Annotated in this window: 15 protein-coding genes; 5 read left to right on the forward strand and 10 right to left on the reverse strand. The window is 72.1% G+C overall.

Annotated elements, in window-relative coordinates; genetic code table 11:
- Positions 1 to 9: 9 nt before the first annotated feature.
- The 3 genes from nuoL to nuoN are packed head-to-tail and all read left to right on the forward strand — an operon-like array spanning position 10 to position 5,160.
- Positions 10 to 1,905, forward strand: a complete 1,896-nt coding sequence (gene nuoL / locus OG509_RS22235) for an NADH-quinone oxidoreductase subunit L (RefSeq protein WP_406184229.1) — start codon at positions 10 to 12, stop codon at positions 1,903 to 1,905.
- 1 nt (position 1,906) lies between these two features.
- Positions 1,907 to 3,508, forward strand: a complete 1,602-nt coding sequence (locus OG509_RS22240) for an NADH-quinone oxidoreductase subunit M (RefSeq protein WP_406184230.1) — start codon at positions 1,907 to 1,909, stop codon at positions 3,506 to 3,508.
- Positions 3,509 to 3,513: 5 nt separating this feature from the next.
- On the forward strand, positions 3,514 to 5,160 hold the full coding sequence (gene nuoN, locus OG509_RS22245; protein ID WP_385580647.1) for an NADH-quinone oxidoreductase subunit NuoN: 1,647 nt from the start codon (positions 3,514 to 3,516) through the stop codon (positions 5,158 to 5,160).
- Between the two features lie 64 nt (positions 5,161 to 5,224).
- Here nuoN and OG509_RS22250 read toward each other — a convergent pair whose 3' ends face one another.
- From OG509_RS22250 to fahA, 8 genes are all read right to left on the reverse strand, one after another.
- The gene (locus OG509_RS22250; RefSeq protein WP_406184231.1) at positions 5,225 to 5,824 is read right to left on the reverse strand and encodes a Uma2 family endonuclease; all 600 of its coding nucleotides are present in this window, start codon (positions 5,822 to 5,824) and stop codon (positions 5,225 to 5,227) included.
- Between the two features lie 91 nt (positions 5,825 to 5,915).
- Positions 5,916 to 8,639: a fumarate reductase/succinate dehydrogenase flavoprotein subunit gene (locus OG509_RS22255; RefSeq protein ID WP_406187647.1), complete on the reverse strand. Its 2,724-nt coding sequence runs from the start codon at positions 8,637 to 8,639 to the stop codon at positions 5,916 to 5,918.
- A 59-nt stretch (positions 8,640 to 8,698) separates the two neighbouring features.
- On the reverse strand, positions 8,699 to 9,460 hold the full coding sequence (locus OG509_RS22260; RefSeq protein WP_406184232.1) for an ABC transporter ATP-binding protein: 762 nt from the start codon (positions 9,458 to 9,460) through the stop codon (positions 8,699 to 8,701).
- A gap of 18 nt (positions 9,461 to 9,478) precedes the next feature.
- Positions 9,479 to 10,321 carry an ABC transporter permease gene (locus OG509_RS22265; RefSeq protein WP_406184233.1) on the reverse strand — a complete coding sequence of 281 codons (843 nt, stop codon included), beginning with the start codon at positions 10,319 to 10,321 and terminating at the stop codon, positions 9,479 to 9,481.
- Positions 10,318 to 11,676 (reverse strand): ABC transporter substrate-binding protein, encoded by a 1,359-nt coding sequence (locus OG509_RS22270; protein ID WP_406184234.1) that lies wholly within the window; start codon positions 11,674 to 11,676, stop codon positions 10,318 to 10,320. The genes OG509_RS22265 and OG509_RS22270 overlap by 4 nt, the downstream gene beginning before the upstream one ends.
- A 14-nt stretch (positions 11,677 to 11,690) precedes the next feature.
- Positions 11,691 to 11,918, reverse strand: a complete 228-nt coding sequence (locus tag OG509_RS22275; protein ID WP_030011381.1) for a ferredoxin family protein — start codon at positions 11,916 to 11,918, stop codon at positions 11,691 to 11,693.
- A 44-nt stretch (positions 11,919 to 11,962) separates the two neighbouring features.
- Positions 11,963 to 12,733: a GntR family transcriptional regulator gene (locus tag OG509_RS22280; RefSeq protein WP_406184235.1), complete on the reverse strand. Its 771-nt coding sequence runs from the start codon at positions 12,731 to 12,733 to the stop codon at positions 11,963 to 11,965.
- Between the two features lie 151 nt (positions 12,734 to 12,884).
- Positions 12,885 to 14,123, reverse strand: coding sequence for a fumarylacetoacetase (fahA, locus tag OG509_RS22285; RefSeq protein ID WP_403742538.1), 1,239 nt, complete (start codon positions 14,121 to 14,123; stop codon positions 12,885 to 12,887).
- A 140-nt stretch (positions 14,124 to 14,263) separates the two neighbouring features.
- Between fahA and OG509_RS22290 the strand changes: the two genes are divergently transcribed.
- Positions 14,264 to 15,085 (forward strand): HAD family hydrolase, encoded by an 822-nt coding sequence (locus OG509_RS22290; RefSeq protein WP_406184236.1) that lies wholly within the window; start codon positions 14,264 to 14,266, stop codon positions 15,083 to 15,085.
- A gap of 108 nt (positions 15,086 to 15,193) precedes the next feature.
- Here the strand turns inward: OG509_RS22290 and OG509_RS22295 are convergent, their stop codons facing one another.
- Both OG509_RS22295 and OG509_RS22300 read right to left on the reverse strand, forming a co-directional pair.
- Entirely contained in the window at positions 15,194 to 17,200 is a 2,007-nt protein-coding gene (locus OG509_RS22295; protein WP_406184237.1) for a CocE/NonD family hydrolase, read from the reverse strand.
- A gap of 21 nt (positions 17,201 to 17,221) precedes the next feature.
- Positions 17,222 to 18,748 (reverse strand): peptide MFS transporter, encoded by a 1,527-nt coding sequence (locus tag OG509_RS22300; RefSeq protein ID WP_406184238.1) that lies wholly within the window; start codon positions 18,746 to 18,748, stop codon positions 17,222 to 17,224.
- A gap of 190 nt (positions 18,749 to 18,938) precedes the next feature.
- Between OG509_RS22300 and OG509_RS22305 the strand changes: the two genes are divergently transcribed.
- Positions 18,939 to 19,949: a polyprenyl synthetase family protein gene (locus OG509_RS22305; RefSeq protein WP_406184239.1), complete on the forward strand. Its 1,011-nt coding sequence runs from the start codon at positions 18,939 to 18,941 to the stop codon at positions 19,947 to 19,949.
- Positions 19,950 to 19,995: the final 46 nt, after the last annotated feature.

Raw genomic sequence — 19,995 nt, forward strand, 5'->3', positions numbered from 1 at the left:
GCGCTCACAGTGGAGAATCTGATTGGGCTGCTGATCGCGGCGCCCCTGCTCGGAGCGGTGGTGCTGCTGTGCGGCGGCCGGCGCCTCGACAAGGCCGGCCACTGGCTCGGCACCCTGCTCGCCGCCGCCTCCTTCGGCATCGGCGTGGCCCTGTTCGCCGACATGCTCGGACGCAGCGCCGACGACCGGACCCTGTACCAGAAGCTGTACACCTGGATCCCCGTCGAGGGCTTCCAGGCGGACGTCGCCTTCCAGCTCGACCAGCTGTCGATGACGTTCGTCCTGCTGATCACCGGGGTCGGCACGCTCATCCACATCTACTCCATCGGGTACATGGAGCACGACGAGCGCCGCCGCCGCTTCTTCGGCTACCTGAACCTGTTCCTCGCGGCGATGCTCCTGCTGGTCCTCGCCGACAACTACCTGCTGCTGTACGTCGGGTGGGAGGGCGTCGGCCTCGCCTCGTACCTGCTCATCGGCTTCTGGCAGCACAAGCCCAGCGCGGCGACCGCCGCGAAGAAGGCCTTCCTGGTCAACCGGGTCGGCGACATGGGCCTGTCGATCGCGATCATGCTGCTGTTCACCACCTTCGGCACCTTCGCCTTCGGACCGGTCTTCGCCTCGGTGGGGAACGCGACGGAGGGCAAGCTGACGGCGGTCGCCCTGATGCTGCTGCTCGCCGCCTGCGGCAAGTCGGCCCAGGTGCCGCTGCAGTCCTGGCTCGGTGACGCGATGGAGGGCCCGACCCCGGTCTCGGCCCTGATCCACGCGGCGACGATGGTGACGGCGGGCGTGTACCTCATCACCCGCTCCGGGGCGATCTTCAACGCCGCGCCGGACGCGCAGACCGCGGTCGTCGTGGTCGGCGGGGTCACGCTCCTCTTCGGTGCGATCGTCGGTTGCGCGAAGGACGACATCAAGAAGGCCCTCGCCGGCTCGACGATGTCGCAGATCGGGTACATGATCCTGGCAGCGGGCCTCGGCCCCATCGGCTACGCCTTCGCGATCATGCACCTGGTGACGCACGGGTTCTTCAAGGCCGGCCTCTTCCTCGGCGCGGGTTCCGTGATGCACGGGATGAACGACGAGGTGGACATGCGGCGCTACGGCGGACTGCGCAAGTTCATGCCGATCACCTTCGTCACCTTCGGTCTCGGCTACCTCGCCATCATCGGCTTCCCGGGCCTGTCGGGCTTCTGGTCCAAGGACAAGATCATCGAGGCGGCCTTCGCGAAGGGCGGCACCGAGGGCTGGATCCTGGGCGCGGTCACCCTGCTGGGCGCGGCCATCACCGCGTTCTACATGACCCGCGTAATGCTGCTGACCTTCTTCGGCGAGAAGCGCTGGCAGCCGGATGCGGAGGGCCACGAGCCGCACCCGCACGAGTCCCCGAAGTCCATGACCCTCCCGATGGTCGTCCTGGCCTTCGGATCGGTCTTCGCCGGTGCCCTCTTCAGCTTCAACGAGTCCTTCGTGAAGTGGCTGGAGCCCGTCACCTCCTTCGAGCACGGGAACCCGCCGATCGGAGCCGCCGCCATCACCGCCTCGACGGTGGTGGTCCTGCTCATCGGCGTGGGCCTCGCCTACGTCCAGTACGGCAGGAAGCCCGTCCCGGTCGTCGCCCCGCGCGGCAGCTGGGCCACCCGGGCGGCGCGCAAGGACCTGTACCAGGACGACTTCAACCACGTCGTGCTGGTGCGCGGCGGGGAGCACCTGACCCGCTCGCTCGTGTACGTCGACCACAGCCTGGTCGACGGGGTGGTCAACGGGACGGCCGCCTCGGTCGGCGGGGCCTCGGGCCGGCTGCGCAAGCTGCAGAACGGCTACGCCCGCAGCTACGCGGTCTCGATGTTCGGGGGCACGGCGATCCTCATCGCCGCGACCCTGCTGATGAGGGCGGTGTGAGATGAGTTTCCCGCTTCTGACGGTGACGGCCGTGGTCCCCGCGGCCGGCGCCGTCCTGACGGCGGCCGTCCCGGCCGCCCGCAGGACCGCCGCCAAGTGGCTGGCGCTGGTCTTCTCCCTGGCGACGCTGGCCCTGGCCGCGCTCGTCACGGTCCGCTTCGAGCCCGGTGGCGCCCGCTACCAGCTCACCGAATCGCATGCCTGGATCCCCGACTTCGGCGTCCGCTACGAACTGGGCGTCGACGGCATCGGGGTGGCGCTGATCGCGCTCACCGCCCTGCTGATCCCGTTCGTGATCGGGGCCGGCTGGCACGACGCCGACCCGCTGGAGACCGAATCCCCGGCGAACTCGCGCTGGCGGCCGACGCAGGGCTTCTTCGCCCTGATCCTGCTGGTCGAGGCGATGGTGATCATCTCCTTCGAGGCCACCGACGTCTTCCTCTTCTACATCTTCTTCGAAGCCATGCTCATCCCGATGTACTTCCTCATCGGCGGCTTCGGGGACCGGGCCCATGCCGGGTCCGATGAGAACGCGGCCGCGCAGCGTTCGTACGCGGCGGTCAAGTTCCTCCTCTACAACCTGGTCGGCGGCCTCATCATGCTGGCCGCCGTCATCGGCCTGTACGTGGTCGCCGGGAACTTCTCGCTCCAGGAGATCACCGCAGCCCGCGCCGCGGGCACGCTCGACATGGCGACCAACACCGAGCGGCTGCTGTTCCTCGGCTTCTTCTTCGCCTTCGCGGTGAAGGCCCCGCTGTGGCCGCTGCACACCTGGCTGCCGAACGCGATGGGCGAGTCCACCGCCCCGGTCGCCGTCCTGATCACCGCGGTCGTCGACAAGGTCGGCACGTTCGCGATGCTCCGCTTCTGTCTCGGGCTGTTCCCCGACGCCAGCAAGTGGGCCACGCCGGCCATCCTCGTCCTGGCCCTGATCAGCATCGTCTACGGCGCGCTGGTCGCGGTCGGGCAGCGGGACATCAAGCGGCTGGTCGCGTACGCGTCGATCTCCCACTTCGGGTTCATCATCATGGGCATCTTCGCGATGACCTCCCAGGGACAGTCGGGCGCGACGCTGTACATGGTCAACCACGGGATCTCGACGGCCGCGCTGATGCTGGTGGCCGGCTTCCTGATCTCGCGCCGCGGCTCCCGGCTCATCGCCGACTACGGCGGTGTGCAGAAGGTGGCCCCGGTACTGGCCGGCACCTTCCTGATCGGTGGCCTCGCCACCCTGTCGCTGCCGGGCCTCGCGCCCTTCGTCAGTGAATTCCTGGTCCTGGTCGGCACGTTCGCCCGGTACCCCGTCATCGGCATCATCGCCACCATCGGCATCGTGCTGGCCGCGCTCTACACCCTGGTGCTCTACCAGCGCACGATGACCGGCCCCGTGAAGGAGGAGGTCCGCACCATGAAGGACCTGCGCCTGCGCGAGGTGCTGGTGGTCGCCCCGCTGATCGTGCTGCTGATCGGGCTGGGCGTGTACCCGAAGCCGCTCACCCAGATCGTCAACCCGGCGGTGGAGCACACCATGTCCGACGTACACGAGAAGGACCCGAAGCCACAGGTGGCCGTCGAGGCCAAGAACGGGGAGGCGGCGAAGTGAGCACGATGGCTGCTGCCCAAGGGCTGCTGACGCTGGCGGCCGGGGAGCCGGTCGACCGGATCCCGGCCCCGCACATCGAGTACGCGCAGCTCGCGCCCACGCTGATCGTGGTGGGCGCGGCGGTCCTCGGAGTCCTCGTCGAGGCCTTCGTACCGCGCAAGTCCCGCTACTACGTCCAGGTGTTCCTCGCCGTCGCCGCGCTGGCCTCGGCCTTCGCGGCGGTCGTCGGCCTCGCCGCCGGCGGGTACGGCAGCGACAAGGCGCACATCGCGGCGATGGGCGCCGTGGCCGTGGACGGCCCGGCGCTGTTCCTCCAGGGCATCATCCTGCTGTCCGCGATCGTCGCGGTCTTCACCTTCGCCGAGCGGCGCCTGGACCCGGCCGCCCACGGCAACCGGGTGGACTCCTTCGCCGCGCAGGCGGCGTCCGTACCGGGCAGCGAGAGCGAGAAGGCCGCCGTCAAGGCGGGCTTCACCACCACCGAGGTCTTCCCGCTGGCGCTGTTCGCAGTCTCCGGCATGCTGGTCTTCCCGGCGGCCAACGACCTGCTGACGCTGTTCGTGGCCCTGGAGGTCTTCTCCCTCCCGCTGTACCTGCTCTGCGCCGTCGCCCGCCGCCAGCGGCTGATGTCACAGGAGGCGGCGGTCAAGTACTTCCTGCTCGGCGCCTTCTCCTCGGCCTTCCTCCTCTTCGGCATCGCCCTGGTCTACGGGTACGCGGGCTCGGTCTCGTACGCGGCCATCGCCGACGTGGTCGACGGCACGGTCACCAAGATCGACCCGGCGCTCGCCGACACCATGGGCAACGACGCGCTGCTGCTGATCGGCGGGGCGCTGATCCTGACGGGCCTGCTCTTCAAGGTCGGCGCGGTCCCGTTCCACATGTGGACCCCGGACGTCTACCAGGGCGCCCCGACCCCGGTCACGGGCTTCATGGCGGCGGCGACGAAGGTGGCCGCGTTCGGCGCGCTGCTCCGGCTGCTGTACGTGGTCCTGCCGGGCCTGCGGTGGGACTGGCGGCCGGTGATGTGGGGCGTGGCGATCCTGACGATGCTGGCGGGCGCCGTGATCGCGGTGACCCAGACCGACGTCAAGCGGCTGCTGGCGTACTCCTCGATCGCGCACGCGGGCTTCATCCTGGCCGGTGTGATCGCGACGTCGGCGCAGGGCGTCCAGTCAGTCCTCTTCTACCTGCTCGCGTACTCCTTCGTGACGATCGGCGCCTTCGCGGTGATCACGCTGGTGCGCGACGCGGGCGGGGAGGCCACGCACCTGTCCAAGTGGGCCGGCCTGGGCCGCCGTTCGCCGCTGACGGCGGCGGTCTTCGCGGTGTTCCTGCTGGCCTTCGCCGGCATCCCGCTGACCTCGGGCTTCTCCGGCAAGTTCGCCGTGTTCAAGGCGGCGGCGGAGGGCGGCGCCGGGGTGCTGGTCGTGGTCGGTGTGATCTCGTCCGCGATCGCCGCGTTCTTCTACATCCGGGTGATCGTCCTGATGTTCTTCAGCGAGCCGAAGGCGGACGGCCCGACGGTGGCCGTCCCCTCCCCGCTGACGATGACGACGATCGCGGTGGGCGTGGCGGTGACCCTGGTCCTGGGCGTGGCCCCGCAGTACTTCCTGGACCTGGCGGGTCAGGCGAGCACGTTCGTCCGGTAGCCGTACGGCGTACGTGTCAGGGCCCGGCTCCCTTCGGGGAGCCGGGCCCTTTGCCGTGTGCCGGTTACTCCGGCCCCCGCCGTTTCGGCCAGATCTCGGTGAGGTCCAGGTCGATGGGGAAGGGGACGGAGACCTTCAGCCGGTCATGGAAGATCCCGGTACTCGTATAGGAACCGGTGGCCGGTTCGCGCTCGAAGACGTAGACCACTGCCCGGCCATCCTGGTTCTCGACCCGCCAGAAGTGGGGGATATTGGCGCGGGCGTACTTCACGGGTTTGGTCTCGCGGTCACGGCTGATCGATTCCGGGGACACCACTTCAATCGCGAGCCGGACGGACTCGGCCGGAAGCCGGGTCTGATCGGGATCCTCGTCGTCTTCCGCGGGTACCACGATGACATCCGGCTCAGGACGGTTCCGACGGTCGATGTCGATGGTGAACTTCCGAAGCACATCGAGCCCGTCCGGTGCCAAGGCGCTCAGCTGCCGTTCGAAGAAACTCACCGCACGCACGTGGAAACGGGTCTGCGGACTCACGAAAATCAGGCTCCCGTCGATCAGCTCCGTGTGCGGAGGCAGATTCGGAAGCGTGTCCAGGTCATCGGCAGTCCAGCCGCCCGCGGGCGGGATCGGCCAGCTGTATTCCGGGTTCATCAGTGCTCCCATGAACTGGAGTCTCGCGAGTCGGTCCAGCGTATCGCCGGGGATCGTTGGAGGACCGTACTCGCGTGTGAACGGTGTCGTGCTGTTGACGGAGTCAGTGGCGATTGGCATATGCGCGGACATCCGCGTCCGGGTCCGAGGCGGCCGTGGACAGGGCCGTGCGGGCCTCGGAGACGGTGTGGTGGGTGCGGAGGGAGAGGACGGCGGCCTTGCGGACGTCCGCGTTGTCGTCCTTCAGGGCCGTGGCCAGGGGGGCGACGGCCGTGGCGGGGTCGGCCGCCGCGAGGGCGGTGGCGGCGCCGGTGCGGACCTGCCATGCGGGGTCGGCCAGGGCGGCCACGGCCGTGGCGGCGTACGGGGCCGGGCAGCCGGTGGCGGCCAGCGCCGCCAGGGCCGCGGCCCGGACCAGCGGGTCCGGGTCCGTGAGGAGCGGGTCCAGCGGGTCCGGGGCCGGGGCGTGGACCGCCGCGAGCCCCTTGGCCACCGCGACCCGGACCTCCCGGGCCGGGTCCGCCGCGGCCCGCGCCAGGGCCGGGACGGCGTCCACCGAGACCAGCGCCCGTACGGCATGGATACGGACCTCCGGGTCGGGGTCCGCGAGGGACTGCGCGTACAGGCCGGCGCCACCGAGCCGCAGCGCGCGCAGGGCCTCCAGGGCGGCCGCGCGCACCACCGGATCCGGTACGGGGAGCGCCGCGCGCAGGGCGGCCCCGAGCTCCGGGTCCCCGGGCAGGACCTCCAGCAGCTCCCGCAGCGAGCCCGCGGCGGCCGCCCGTACGGCAGGATCCGCATCGCCGAGGCGGGCCGCCAGCTCCGGGCCCGCCCCGGCCGGGACGGTCTCGCCGATCGCGGTCACCGCGGCGGCCCGTACCGCCGGATCGGGGTCGGTGAGGTACGGGCGCAGGACCGCCAGGTCCGGGGACTCCTCGGCCAGGGCCAGGAGTTCGAGGATCCGGGGCGAGGCGCCGCCGACCTCCCCGGCCCCGGCGGGGGAGGCCTCGGAGGGCGCCGTGGGTTCCGGACCCCGGCCCGGGAGCGGGGCGGCCCCGCTCGGTCCCGCCGTGGCCACGCCGACCAGTTCGACCTCGCCCAGGTGGCGGGAGGGGCCGCCCTGCGGGGCGAATTCGGGGACGGGGACCACGTACGGCTCCACCGGGCGGGCCGTGAACTCCATCGCGCCCGAGGCCGACTTGCGCAGGTCCAGGTGGTGCAGCCAGGCCGGGTCCTCGCGCTCCGGGTGGTCGAGCCGCTCGTGGTACAGGCCCCAGCGGGACTCCGTCCGCGCCAGCGAGGCCCGCGCCGCCATCTCCGCGCAGTCCCGGATGAAGGACACCTCCGCGCACCGCATCAGCTCGTGCGGGGTCCGCGCCCCCATCTCCTCGATCTCGCGGCCCATCCGGGTGAAGGCCTCCACGGCCAGCGACAGCTTCGCGCCCGTCTTCGGCGGGGCCACGTAGTCGTTGACGAACCGCCGCAGCTTGTACTCCACCTGCGGCTGCGGCGGCCCGTCCGGCCGGCGCAGCGGCCGGTAGACCAGCTCGTGCGCCGCCGCCACCTGCTCCGCCGGGAGCGGGCCCTCGTACGCGGTGTACTGCGCCGCGTCCTCGCCGGCCAGGTCGCCGAAGACGAACGCCCCGATCATGTAGTTGTGCGGTACGGAGGCCAGGTCCCCGGCCGCGTACAGCCGCGGCACGGTGGTGCGCGCGTGGTCGTCGACGCGCACGCCCGACGCCGAGTGGCCCCCGCACAGTCCGATCTCCGAGATGTGCATCTCGATGTCGTGCGTGCGGTAGTCGTGGCCGCGGCCCTCGTGGAAGGTGCCGCGGGTCGGCCGCTCGGTGGTGTGCAGGATCGATTCGAGGGCGGAGACCGACTCCTCCGGGAGGTGGCTGAGCTTCAGGTACACCGGCCCCCGGTCCGAGGCGAGTTCGGCCGCGAACTCCGACATCATCTGCCCTGACCAGTAGTCGGAGTCGACGAACCGCTCCCCGTGCCGGTTGACCTGGTAGCCGCCGAAGGGGTTCGCGACGTACGCACACGCCGGTCCGTTGTAGTCCTTGATCAGCGGGTTGATCTGGAAGCACTCGATCCCGGTGAGGGCCGCGCCCGCGTGGTAGGCCATGGCGTAGCCGTCACCGGCGTTGGTGGGGTTCTCGTACGTCCCGTACAGGTATCCGGAGGCGGGGAGTCCGAGCCGGCCGCAGGGGCCGGTCGCGAGGATCACGGCGCCCGCGCGGACCGTCACGAAGGCGCCGGTACGGGTGTTGAGGGCGGCGGCTCCGATGGCCCGGCCGTCCTCGGGCGAGGTGAGGACCCGCACCGGCATCACCCGGTTCTCGATCCGGATCCGCTCGCGCATCTCGCGGCGGCGCAGCTGCCGGTAGAGGACCTTCTTGACGTCCTTGCCCTCGGGCATGGGCAGTACGTACGAGCCGGAGCGGTGGACCCGGCGGACCGCGTACTCGCCGTGCTCGTCCTTCTCGAACTTCACGCCGTACGACTCCAGGCGCTGCACCATCGCGAAGCCGCGGGTTGCGGTCCGGCGGACCGTGGACTGGTCGACGACGCCGTCGTTGGCGCGGGTGATCTCGGCTACGTAGTCGTCGGGCTCGGCGCGGCCGGGGACGACCGCGTTGTTGACCCCGTCCATGCCCATGGCGAGGGCGCCGGAGTGGCGTACGTGGGCCTTCTCCAGCAGCAGGACCCGCGCGCCGCGGCCGGCGGCGGTCAGGGCCGCCATGGTGCCGGCGGTGCCGCCGCCGATGACGAGGACGTCGCAGGAGAGTTCCTCGGCGTCGGCGAGTGCGGGGATGTCCATGGTGGGGGTTGCCCTTCGGGGGTGGTCGGGGGTCTCGGGGGTGTCGGAGGTCTCGGGGGTCACAGGGAGGCGAGGATCCGGCGGCGGAGGGCCGAATGATCCGCGGACCGGTCGCGCGGAGCCGGTACGTCGAGCACCGCGCCGGTGGCGAGGAGGGCGACGCGGTCGCCCACGAACAGGGCCTCGTCCACGTCGTGGGTGACGAAGACGACCGTCGCCCCGGTGCCGGCGAGGACCTCGACCAGAAGGTCCTGCATCCCGGCGCGGGTCTGGGCGTCGAGTGCGCCGAAGGGCTCGTCCATGAGGACGGCGCGGGGGCGCGCGGCGAGGGCGCGGGCGAGCTGTACGCGCTGGCGCTGGCCGCCGGAGAGCTGGTGGGGAAGCCTGAGGGCGTGATCGGCGAGTCCGACGCGCGCCAGCCAGTCCTCGGCGGTCCGGCGCCGCTCGGCGCGGGGCACGCGCCGGATGAGGAGCGGCAGTTCCAGGTTCCCCCGTACGGTGCGCCACGGCAGCAGGGCGTCGTCCTGGAAGACGAGCGCCCGGTCGGCGCCTGGCCCGGTGATCGGGGTTCCGTCCTGCGTGACGGTGCCGGCGAGCGGGGGCAGCAGCCCGGCGAGGGTGCGCAGCAGTGTGGACTTCCCGCATCCGGAGGGCCCGACGACGGCCAGCACCTCGCCGGGCCGGATGTCGAGGTCGAGCCGGTCGAGGACGGCCGGGCCGCCGGGCCGGCCGAGCCGGACGCCATCGAGCCGGAGGGCGGAGCCGGGCCGCGATGCCGTGGTGGTGACGGTCGTGGTGAGTGGGGCTGCTGATGTGGGCATGGGGGACCTCCGAGGGGCTTACGGGACGGCTGGTTCCGGGGCCGGCCGGCGGTGGCTCGGGTTTGGGCTCGGGCTCGGGCTCGGGGCGAAGCCTGCGGCGCGCGTCGGGAGCCAGCGGGTCAGGAGGCGTCCCAGCCGCTCCACCGCCGTCGACGTCAGCCAGCCCAGGGCGCCGATCGTGGCCATGCCGACGAAGACCCCCGGGTAGTCCACCACCGTGTAGTCCTGCCAGGTGCGGTAGCCGACGCCGTACTCACCCGAGATCATCTCCGCCGAGATCACGCAGATCCACGACACCCCGATCCCGACCGACAGGCCCCCGAAGACGCCGGGGAGGGAGCCCGGGAGGACCACCGACAGCAGCACGCGCGCCCGTGTCGCGCCCATCGTGAGGGCCGCCTCCTCCCAGACCGGCGACAGCGCCGCCACTGCGTGGCGCGTGGAGACCAGCACCGGGAAGAACGCCGCCGCGCACGTGATGAACACGATCCCCTGCTCGTTCGAGGGGAAGAGGAGGATCGCCACCGGGACCAGCGCGATGGCCGGGACCGGGCGCACGACCTCCAGGACCGGGCCGAGCACGTCCGCCGCCACCCGCGAGCGGGCGATCGCGGTGCCCACCGCCACCCCCAGGGCCGCCGCCAGCGCGAAGCCCGACACGATCCTGCGCAGGCTGGAGAAGAGGTCCTCCCAGTACGGGGCCGTCGACGCCCGCTCCGCCAGCTTCGACGCCACCTGCGTCACCGTCGGGAACTGCCCGAAGCGGAGCCAGAATTCGACGTCCAGCGAAGTCAGCAGCTGCCACGCCACCAGGGCCGCCCCGAGCGAAGCCAGCCGCAGCAGCCTGCGCCCCGGGGTCATGACGCGATGCCTTCGGCTTCGGCGAAGCCCACGATCCGCGCCCCGGATCCCGCGTGCTGGTCGACGTACGACTTCGCGCCCGCCGGCGTGACGAACGCCCGCAGCTCGGCGCCCTCCGCCACCCACACCGCCTTGTCGGCGAACCACGGGGTCCCGGTCACCGCGTCCGGCACGTACGCTGCCCGGACCGCCGCCGCGCCCGCGCCCTTCAGGGCCTTCAACAGGGCCGCCGGGGTGTCGTACGTCCGCGTGGCCGGCTCGTTCCTCAGCCACAGCTCGGGGCGGGCGGGCGCCGCCGCCGGGTAATCGGGCTCCGCCGCGGCCCGCTTGAGCGGCGCCGGGTCCACGAACGCGTCCACGTCCACGTCCCCGACCAGCTTCGCGTCCTTGAGGACCGGTACGTCCTCCTTCAGCGCCGCCAGCAGCTCCGGCCGCAGCGCCGGGTCGAAGGTCGCGATCCCGTTCGCGCCGTTGTAGAGGTACACGACCTCCGCCGGCAGCCCGGTCTCCTTCGCCACCGACTCCGCCGCCGCGACCGGCTGCGTCCGCAGGTACTCGGTCGCCTTGCGCTGCGCCCGCAGGAAGTCGTCCAGTACGCCGGCCCGCTCGGCCGCGAACTTCTGCCGCACCGTGACCCCGTGGAACGTCGGCAGGTTCAGCTCGGCGCCGTCGTACAGGGCCTTGGCCTTCCCCTCGTACGCGAGCTGCCCGGGCCAGGCCACGAACTGCGACAGCGCGTCCGCGCTGCCCGCCTGGAGGGCCGAAGCCCCCACGCTGGGCTGCTGGTTGAGCTTCTGGATGCCGCTCGCGGGATCGATCCCGGCGCGCCGCAGGGCCCGTACGAGGGTCCCGTCCGCGGCCGAGCCGACCGAGGTCGACACCTTCTTGCCGCGCAGATCGGCCAGCGAGGCGTACGTCGCACCGGGCGCGGTGACGATGGTGTTGAGGCCGCCGCGCAGGTTGTAGCCGGTCACGGAGACGAGCCGGGTCGGCTGCCCCAGCTCCTTGCCGCGCGCCGCGTTGATCAGCAGCGGGAAGTCGCCCATCGAGCCGATGTCGATCTTCCCGGCGGTCATCTGGGCGGTGATCGGCGCGCCCGTGGCGTAGTCCTGCCAGTCGACCTTGTACGTGACCCCGTCCCGCCGGCCGCGCTCCGCGAGCTGCTGCTCGAAGTAGCGGAGGGAGCGCAGCAGGGTGCCGGCGGTGACGGTGTTGATGGTCTTGGACTGGTAGCCGACGGTCACCGTCACGGTCCTGGGGCCGTCGGCCCCGGCCGCGCTCCCGCCGCACCCGCTGGCGAGCGGAACGAGGAGCACGGCGAGGGCGAGGGCGAACGGCGGTCTCGAACTGCGCATCACAGCGGGGCCTTTCACCGGAGCAGGTAGGGCATGTTGACGGTCACCGCGCCCGTGGGGCAGCGGGCGGCGCACGGGCCGCAGTACCAGCACTCGTCGACGTGCATGTACGCCTTGCCGTTGTCCTCGCGGATCGCGAGCGAGTCGAGCGGGCACATGTCGACGCAGAGGGTGCAGCCGTCGATGCACAGGGACTCGTCGATGGTCACGGGCACGTCGCCGCGCTGGGGCACCACAGGCATGGCTGTCTCCAGGAAGGTGGGTACGCAAGGGGGGCAGGGGGCGGTCAAAGGGAGCGGTGGAGCAGGCCGCTCATGGTGATCCGGTCGCCGCGGAAGCGGATGAACTCCAGGTCCACGGGCCGGCCGTCGCCCAGATGGGTGAGCCGCTCCAGCATCAGCACGGCGGCCCCGCGCGGGGCCTGCAGTACGGCGGCGGAGTGCGCGTCGGCGTTGACGGCCTCCAGGGTGATCTCGGCGTGGCCGAGGGGCTGCCCGGTCAGGGACTCCAGCAGCCGGAAGACGTCGGTGTTCTCCAGGTCGCAGCCGAGCAGCTCGGCGCCGATGTCGAGGGGGACGTACGTGAGGTCGAGGGAGAGCGGCAGCCCGTTCAGCCGCCGCAGCCGCTCGATGTAGAGCACGTCGGAGTGCTCGGGGAGCCCCAGCCGGCCGGCGACGGGGGCGGGGGCGCGCACCGGGCCGACCGTGCGGACCTCGTTGGTCACCCGGCCGTGCTCGTGCAGGGTCTCGGCCAGCCCCTGGAGGCGGTCGAGACCGTGCGGGTACTTCTCGCAGACGACGACGGTCCCGACCCCCGGCCGGCGTTCGACGAGCCGCTCGCCGCGCAGCAGGTCGAGGGCCTGGCGGACGGTGTTGCGGCCGGCTCCGTACTCGGCGGCGAGGACGTCCTCCAGCGGGAGGACCCCGCCGGGGTAGCCGCCGGCCAGGATCTGGTGGCGCAACAGGTCGGCGAGCTGGCGCGCCCGGTCCGCGCGCAGCCGCCGCCGGCGCGCGGCGGCGACCGGGACGGTGTGCTCACGGGTGCGTTCGGCTGGCATGGCACGGAACATACCGACGGCTTCCGGCCAGTGGTGTTGCCGCAGTATTGCGCCACCGCGGGGGCTCAGCGGCAGGGCTGTGACCTGCTATGACGCCGGGGTGGCGGAAAGTTCCGCCACCCCGGTGCCGTGGTCCGTCCCAAGGGCCGGATTAGCGGGATCCCACAATGCGGCCGGTGACCTCGCCGAGGCCGACGCGGGTGCCGCCCTGGCCCGGGGCCCAGGCGGTGAGGGTGACGGTGTCGCCGTCTTCGAGGAAGGTGCGCTTGCCGTCGGCGAGCTCGATGGCGTCGCGGCCGTTCCACGTCAGCTCCAGCAGCGAGCCGCGCTGCCCGACCTCGGGTCCGCTGACCGTGCCCGAGCCGTAGACGTCGCCGGTGCGCAGGGAGGCGCCGTTGACCGTCATGTGCGCGAGCTGCTGGGCGGCGGTCCAGTACATCGTCGCGAACGGCGGCTGCGCGACCTCCTGCCCGTTGATGGAGACGGTGATGCGCAGGTCGAAGCCGCCGGGCCGGTCGGCCTCGGCGTCGTCGAGGTACGGCAGCAGCGGGAAGTCGCGGGCGGGCGGGGCGACCCGGGCCGCCTCCAGGGCCTCCAGCGGGGTGACCCAGGCGGAGACGGAGGTGGCGAAGGACTTGCCGAGGAAGGGGCCGAGCGGCACGTACTCCCAGGCCTGGATGTCGCGCGCCGACCAGTCGTTGAGCAGGAACAGCCCGAATACGTGGTCCTCGAAATCGGCCAGCGGCACCGGGCGGCCCTGCTCGGACGGGGTGCCGACGACGAAGCCGACCTCCGCCTCGATGTCGAGCTTGACGGACGGGCCGAAGACGGGCGCCGCGTCGGCCGGGGCCTTGCGCTGCCCGGAGGGCCGTACGACATCCGTCCCCGAGACCACGATCGTGCCCGACCGGCCGTGGTAACCGATCGGCAGGTGCTTCCAGTTGGGGGTCAGCGCCTCGCCGTCCGGGCGGAAGATGTGGCCCACGTTGGTGGCGTGGTGCTCGCTCGCGTAGAAGTCGACGTAGTCGGCGACCTCGTACGGCAGGTGCAGGGTGACGGCGTCGAGCGGGAGGAGGTGCGGCTCGACCGTCTCGCGGTGGCCGGGGTCGGTCACCCACGCGGTCAGCGCGCGGCGCACGTCGCGCCAGGCGGTGCGGCCGGCGGCCAGCAGCGGGTTGAGCGAGGACTGCCCGAGCAGCGTGGCGTACGGGGAACCGAGCGCGGCCGCGGCCGCCCCCGCGTCGAGCACGTGTCCGCCGATGCGCACGCCGATGCGACGGCGGCCGGGCTCCGCGGAGGTGGGTCCGGGGGTGGAGAAGACGCCGTACGGGAGGTTGTGCGGCCCGAACGGGTCGCCCTCGGGGACATCGAGGGGGCTCTGCTGGGGCATGGGGTACTGCCTCGCTTTCGATGCGGTCCGGGGGTGTCCCGGCGGCTGGTTGATACGTTACGTGGCCAGTGGGGCCGGTGGGAGGCCGGATTCGGGTTCTATTTGTAGGACTTGTCCAAAGGGGTCCGTATCCTTGCGCCGTGACTTCCGCCCCGCCTTCGGCCCTCCCGTTCGCCTTGATCGCCACTGACCTGGACGGAACCCTGCTGCGCGCCGGAGACACCGTCTCCGCCCGCTCGTACGCGGCGCTCGCGAGGGCGCGCGCCGCGGGCGCCCAGCACATCATCGTCACCGGACGCCCCGTCCCGCAGGTCCGCCATGTGCTCGACGACCTCGGGTACGAGGGGCTTGCGGTGTGCGGGCAGGGCGCGCAGGTGTACGACACGGCGCGCGCCCGCCTGTTGCACTCCATCGCGCTGGACCGGGAGCTGGCCGAGGTGGCGCTCGGGAAGATCGAGGCGGAGATCGGTGAGGTGTACGCGGCGGTCAACCAGGAGGGGGTGGACGCCGAGATGCTGATAGGGCCGGGCTACCGGATGTGGCACCCGCACCTGCCGACGGTCCGGGTGCGCAGGCGCTGCGACCTGTGGGCCGCTCCGATCAACAAGGTGCTGCTCCAGCACCCGGAGCTGGACGACGACGAGCTGACGCGGGTCGCGCGTGCGGTGGTCGGGGACCTGGTGAACGTGACGATGGCGGGGGAGCACACGGTGGAGCTCCAGCCGCCGGGCGTCAGCAAGGCGAGCGGACTGGCGCTGGCGGCGCAGGTCCTGGGGGTCGGCCCGTCGTCGACGATCGCCTTCGGCGACATGCCGAACGACATCCCGATGTTCGCGTGGGCGGCGCACGGCGTGGCCATGGCCAACGCCCACCGCGAACTGATCGCCGTGGCCGACGAACTGACCCTCTCCAACGAGCAGGACGGCATCGCGGTGGTCCTGGAACGCCTCTTCCCGGGCTGATCCGGCCCCGCCGGCCAGTCCCGGCCCCGCCGGCGTTCGAGGCGCGGGGTCTGGGGCGAGCCCCAGGGAACGGGCGAAGGGCGGGTAGGGGACAGCCCCGCAGGGTCCTCAGCCCGCCGCCCTCGGCAGCCGCCGCTCCCACGTCCGGTGGAACACCACCTCCTCCCCTTCCCGGCACACCACCTCGTTCGAGGTCACGAACCCGCCCTCGTCGCAGGAGATCTCCGACCGGGTGTCGATACGGGCGTCCCACCCCGACTCCGGCCGGTGCAACCGGATCCGCCACTGCGAGCGGGTCCGGGCCGACAGCGGATCCGCCGAGTCGATCTCGTAGACCTCCTCCGCGTCCTCCCCGTACTCCAGCCCGTCCGGATACACCCGTGTGCCCCCGTACCGCGGGTCCACCTCCAGCCGCCACCGCCCGCGCGCCACGTCCCGTACGACCAGCCGCTCCGGCCGCGGCTCGTCCAGCGTGGCCGGGTACGAGACCCCCAGCGGCTCCGCCTGCTCCGGCGGCTCGAAGCCGATCTCCGGACCGGCGGCGTCCGCTCCCGCCGCCCGGACCGGCAGGACCACCGCGCTCCCCGCCGGATCCAGCGTCCACCCCGCCTGCGAACCGGCCCGCGGCCAGATCCACGGCCAGTACGCCGAGGACAGCGCGAGCCGGATCCGGTGGCCCGCGGCGAACCGGTGCCCGATGCCGTTCAGCTCGAAGACGACGTCCTCGTACGCGCCCACCGGCCACGGCACCGCCTTGTCCCGGCCCAGCCGGGCCGAGAGGTTCAGCGCGCCCCGCGTCACCAGCGTCGAGGACCCGTCGGGCGCCACGTCGCACAGCCGCGCCACCACCTGCCCGTACGGGACGTCCATCCGCAGCCGGGCCGTCACCTGCGCGCGGCCCAGGATCTCCACCGGCTCGCGCCCCACCGGGAACTCGAAGCAGGCCGACTTCGCGTCCTCCTCCCGCTGGTCCGGCGGCAGGTCCGCGTCGTTGCCGAACGGGAAGAACCGCCCCGCGTCCAGCCCCGTGTGCTGCGGCGAGGCCACGGCCACCGGCGCGCCCTGGAGCGCGTACGTGACCGCGGTGACGGCGGGGGAGGGCCACTCGGCGTCCCCGACCCAGCGGCCCGGCAGCACCTCGTACGTGGTCGCCGGCGGATGCGACTCCGAGATCCAGGACCGCAACAGGGGCTCGTCCATCACCCCGTTGTCGGCGCCCTTCAGCCAGTGGTCCCACCAGCGCAGGGTCTCCTGGAGGAACCCGATCGCCGGCCCGGGCGGCAGCCCCCGGTCCGGGTACTGGTGCGACCACGGGCCGATCAGCCCCCGCACCCGGTCGGCGGGCAGGTGCGAGACCAGCCGCAGCACGGTGTCCCGGTACGGGTCGTGCCAGCCGCCGACCGCCAGCACGGCCGCACCGATCGCCGGGTAGTCCTCGCAGACGCTGCCGTGGCGCCAGTAGTCGTCCCGCGTCTGGTGCGCCAGCCAGGTGTGGATCAGGGGTTCGACGGATTCCAGCCGCGCCAGCCACTGCTCGCGCCAGCCGTCGCCGACGAACAGCGGGTCCGGCGGCCGCGCCGCGAAGGCCAGCATGGTCGCCGCCCACGCGTGCATGTCCACGGCCAGCACCGAGCCGCCCATGTAGTGGACGTCGTTGTCGTACCGGTCGTCCGTCGAGCAGACCGTGACGACCGCTTTGAGCGCCTCGGGGGCCAGTGCCGCGATCTGGAGGGAGTTGAACCCGCCCCACGAGATCCCGAACATCCCCACCGACCCCGTGCACCACGGCTGCGCCGCCAGCCACTCCACCACCGCCGTCCCGTCGGCCAGTTCCCGCGCGTCGTACTCGTCGCCCGGGTTCCCGCCGCTGCAGCCGTGGCCCCGTACGTCCACCCGGACCGAGGCGTAGCCGTGGCCCGCGTACCAGGGGTGGCGCTGCCAGTCGCGGGGCGCGGTCCAGTCGGTCAGCCGGTACGGCAGGTACTCCAGCAGCGCCGGGACCGGCTCGTCGGTCAGCGGGCGCCAGATCCGGGCGTACAGCTCCACCCGGTCCGGCATCGGGATCCGGACGTCCTCGTGCGCCGTCTCGTACGGGAACTCGGTACGGATGATCATGCGGGAACCACCTCGTTCGCCTCAGTGGACGGGGTGCATCGTGCGCCGCAGCCACGGCGCCAGCGCGATCACGGCCAGGCCCGCCGCCACCGCGATCGTGCCGTTGACGCCGAAGTACAGAGGAGCGGACACCTGGCCGTAGACCTTGACCACCTGCGCCTGGATGCCGTTGGCCAGGGCCAGCGAGAGGAACCAGAGCGCCATGGTCTGGCTGCCGAAGGCCTTCGGGGCGAGCTTCGTGGTGGCCGACATGCCGGAGGTCTCCAGCAGGACGTCGCCGAGCCCGAGCAGCAGGTACGAGCCGACGATCCACCAGGCGGCCATCCGGTACGCCTCCCCGCCGTGCCCCGAGGTGGGGATCACCATCAGCAGGAAGGACAGGCCGCCCAGGATCACCCCAATGGCGATCTTGTTGGAGGCGTGCGGCTGGCGGCGGCCCATCCGGACCCACAGCGCGGCCACGACCGGGGCGAGCGCCACCTCGAACGCGCCGAGCGCGGAGGCGTACCAGCTCGCGGGGAAGTGGAAGCCCAGGATCTCGGTCCGGGCGTTCGTCGAGGCGAGCAGCATCATCGTCGAGTACGCCTGGAAGAGGATGAAGTTGAAGGCGACCGAGGCCAGGAAGAGCACCACGTACGGGCGCAGCCGTCCGCGCTCCTCGCGCGTCACCCGTGGGCTGCGGAACATGACCGCGAAGTAGACGGCGGGCGCGATCACCGAGACGAGCGTGAGCAGGTCGACGAAACGGCCCGTCGTCAGCCATCCGAGGGCCGCCAGAAGAGTGGCTAGCGCGCCCGCGGCGAGGAGCCCGGCGACGATCCGGCGCACGGCGCGGCGCATCGCGTCGGGGGCGAGGGCGTACTCGGCCGAGTGCTTTCGCCCGGCCAGATGGCGGCGGCCGAGGACGTACTGGACGAGGCCCGCGGTCATGCCGACGGCGGCGGCGGAGAAACCCCAGTGCCAGCCCTGGTGCTCGCCGAGCCAGCCGGTGATCAGGGGTCCGGCGAAGGCGCCGATGTTGATGGCCATGTAGTAGAGGGCGAATCCGGCGTCGCGCCGCTCGTCGTCCGTCCGGTACAGCTTGCCGACCATGCTGGCCACGTTGGGCTTGAGCAGGCCGGTGCCCGCGCTGATCAGGCCGAGGCCCGTCCAGGTCATGGCGGCGGTCGGCACCGCCATGGCGTAATGGCCGCAGGCGATCAGGATGCCGCCCCAGAGCACGGCCCGGTACGAACCGAGGATCCGGTCGGCGAGCCACCCGCCGGCGACGGAGACGAGGTAGACCATGGTCCCGTAGGCCGCCGCGACGGAGGCCGCGGTGCCCGGGTCCATCCCGAGGCCGCCGTCGGCCACCGTGTCCGCGAAGTAGAGGACGAGGATGGCCTGCATGCCGAGGAACGAGAAGCGCTCCCAGACCTCCAGTCCGGACAGCGTGGCGAGGCCCCGGGGATGCCCGAGGAAGGCGTGGTCGTCGGCGGGCGGCGGCGGGTCCGCCTCCGGGTCGACCGGTTCCGCCGGTTCCTCTGTTGCGGTGGTAGTTCTGGACAAAACGTATTCTCCGGTTGTTTCGGCTCCTCACGAACATACCGGTGCGCAACGGGCAGTGCGCGGGTGGCGACATGGCGGCCGCTCTCGGTGATCGAAAACAGACCGGATACGCTGGCTTGAGTGATGGCAGCGACACATCGACAATCCAGGTGATCGTCACCGTGATCGTCAGCAGACAGGAGTACCCCTCGTGACCGTCGTCGGGCCGTTCGGACTGAGCGTGCGGGACCAGGCTCTTGAGACCGATGTCCAGGCGGGACTGGCCGCCGTCGAGGCGGGTCTGCTGGAGGCCACCAAGAGCGAAGTCCCCTTCATCACCGATGCCGCGCAGCACCTGCTGCGCGCCGGGGGCAAGCGGTTCCGGCCGCTGCTGGTGATGCTCGCCTCCCGATTCGGCGATCCCTACGCGCCCGGCATCGTGCCCGCCGCGGTGGTCGTCGAGCTCACCCATCTGGCGACGCTCTACCACGACGACATCATGGACGAGGCGGACGAGCGCCGCGGCGTGGCCAGTGCCAACGCCCGCTGGGGCAACTCGGTGGCCGTCCTGACGGGTGACTTCCTGTTCGCCCGTGCTTCGCACATCCTGGCCGACCTCGGGCCGGAGGCGGTACGCATCCAGGCCGAGGCCTTCGAGCGGCTGGTCACCGGCCAGATCCTGGAGACGGCCGGCCCGCGCGACGGCCGCGACCCGGTCGCCCACTACCTCGACGTCATGGCCGGCAAGACCGGCTCGCTGATCGCGGTCTCCGGCCGGTTCGGCGCGCTGATGTCCGGCGCCGACGAGTCGGTCGTCGACATCCTGACCCAGTACGGGGAGCGCCTCGGCATCGCCTTCCAGCTCGCCGACGACGTCCTGGACATCGCCTCCGACTCGCACGAATCCGGCAAGACCCCGGGGACGGACCTGCGCGAGGGCATCCCCACGCTGCCCGTGCTGCGGCTGCGCGAGATGGCCGCCCGGGGCGGCGACCCCGACGACCTGGAGCTCGTGGGCCTCCTCGACGGCGACCTGACCGACGACGCCGTGCACGCCGAGGTGCTCGCCCGGCTGCGGGTGCACCCCGCGCTGGAGCAGGCCCGCCGCGACACCGTCCGGTACGCGCAGGAGGCGCGGGCCACGCTGGCGCCGCTGCCGGAGGGCTTCGCGAAGTCGGCGCTGGAGGAGCTGTGCGACGCGGTGGTGCACCGCGCCGGCTAGGACGCGGCCGGGTACGGGCCGGGCAAGGGCCGGGTACGCCCGGATA

It is taken from the genome of Streptomyces sp. NBC_01006 (assembly GCF_045162725.1).
In the GTDB taxonomy this organism is placed as follows: Bacteria; Actinomycetota; Actinomycetes; order Streptomycetales; family Streptomycetaceae; genus Streptomyces.

What these genes read in the sequence shown, in the direction of transcription:
- OG509_RS22240 (WP_406184230.1), top strand. Translation starts at nt 1,907, where the DNA reads ATGAGTTTCCCGCTTCTGACGGTGACGGCCGTGGTCCCCGCGGCCGGC.
- nuoN (WP_385580647.1), top strand. Translation starts at nt 3,514, where the DNA reads ATGGCTGCTGCCCAAGGGCTGCTGACGCTGGCGGCCGGGGAGCCGGTC.
- OG509_RS22250 (WP_406184231.1), bottom strand. Translation starts at nt 5,824, where the DNA reads ATGGGAGCACTGATGAACCCGGAATACAGCTGGCCGATCCCGCCCGCG.
- OG509_RS22255 (WP_406187647.1), bottom strand. Translation starts at nt 8,639, where the DNA reads ATGGACATCCCCGCACTCGCCGACGCCGAGGAACTCTCCTGCGACGTC.
- OG509_RS22260 (WP_406184232.1), bottom strand. Translation starts at nt 9,460, where the DNA reads ATGCCCACATCAGCAGCCCCACTCACCACGACCGTCACCACCACGGCA.
- OG509_RS22265 (WP_406184233.1), bottom strand. Translation starts at nt 10,321, where the DNA reads ATGACCCCGGGGCGCAGGCTGCTGCGGCTGGCTTCGCTCGGGGCGGCC.
- OG509_RS22270 (WP_406184234.1), bottom strand. Translation starts at nt 11,676, where the DNA reads ATGCGCAGTTCGAGACCGCCGTTCGCCCTCGCCCTCGCCGTGCTCCTC.
- OG509_RS22275 (WP_030011381.1), bottom strand. Translation starts at nt 11,918, where the DNA reads ATGCCTGTGGTGCCCCAGCGCGGCGACGTGCCCGTGACCATCGACGAG.
- OG509_RS22280 (WP_406184235.1), bottom strand. Translation starts at nt 12,733, where the DNA reads ATGCCAGCCGAACGCACCCGTGAGCACACCGTCCCGGTCGCCGCCGCG.
- fahA (WP_403742538.1), bottom strand. Translation starts at nt 14,123, where the DNA reads ATGCCCCAGCAGAGCCCCCTCGATGTCCCCGAGGGCGACCCGTTCGGG.
- OG509_RS22295 (WP_406184237.1), bottom strand. Translation starts at nt 17,200, where the DNA reads ATGATCATCCGTACCGAGTTCCCGTACGAGACGGCGCACGAGGACGTC.